Annotated in this window: 6 tRNA genes; all 6 read right to left on the bottom strand. The window is 53.9% G+C overall.

The annotated features are described in order from the left end of the window. Nucleotides 1–77, bottom strand: a tRNA-His gene (locus ABFX13_RS14665). Between the two features lie 6 nt (nucleotides 78–83). Further along, a tRNA-Pro gene (locus tag ABFX13_RS14660) sits at nucleotides 84–160 on the bottom strand. A gap of 21 nt (nucleotides 161–181) precedes the next feature. Then, nucleotides 182–258 (bottom strand) — tRNA-Ile (locus tag ABFX13_RS14655). Between the two features lie 8 nt (nucleotides 259–266). Further along, a tRNA-Met gene (locus ABFX13_RS14650) sits at nucleotides 267–343 on the bottom strand. 9 nt (nucleotides 344–352) lie between these two features. Further along, nucleotides 353–428: transfer RNA gene (locus ABFX13_RS14645), tRNA-Phe, on the bottom strand. 3 nt (nucleotides 429–431) lie between these two features. Further along, a tRNA-Ser gene (locus ABFX13_RS14640) sits at nucleotides 432–520 on the bottom strand. Nucleotides 521–529 lie beyond the last annotated feature (9 nt).

Here is a 529-nt window from a genome sequence, read left to right as displayed (position 1 = left end):
TGGGGTGGATAATGAGAGTCGAACTCACGACCTCCAGAGCCACAATCTGGCGCTCTAACCAACTGAGCTATACCCACCATAATTGGTCGAGGTGGAGGGACTCGAACCCCCGGCCCCATGGTCCCAAACCACGTGCGCTACCAAACTGCGCTACACCTCGGTAATAATCTTTATATAAAAGTGGTGGACCTTCAGGGACTCGAACCCCGGACCTACCGGTTATGAGCCGGGCGCTCTAACCAACTGAGCTAAAGGTCCACTTTGTATGGTAGCGGTAACAGGAGTCGAACCTGTGACCTTTCGGGTATGAACCGAACGCTCTAGCCAACTAAGCTATACCGCCATAATCATATGGTGCCCAGAGGCGGAATCGAACCACCGACACGGGGATTTTCAGTCCCCTGCTCTACCGACTGAGCTATCTGGGCATTTGGCGGAGAGGGTGGGATTCGAACCCACGGCCCCTTTCGGAGTCACTGGTTTTCAAGACCAGCTCCTTAAACCACTCGGACACCTCTCCATTATTGGT

The sequence above is a fragment of the Paraclostridium tenue genome (assembly GCF_039521565.1).
GTDB lineage: Bacteria > Bacillota > Clostridia > Peptostreptococcales > Peptostreptococcaceae > Paraclostridium > Paraclostridium tenue.
The sequence above is the reverse complement of the archived record's forward strand: the minus strand, read 5'-3'. Positions and strand labels throughout refer to the sequence as shown.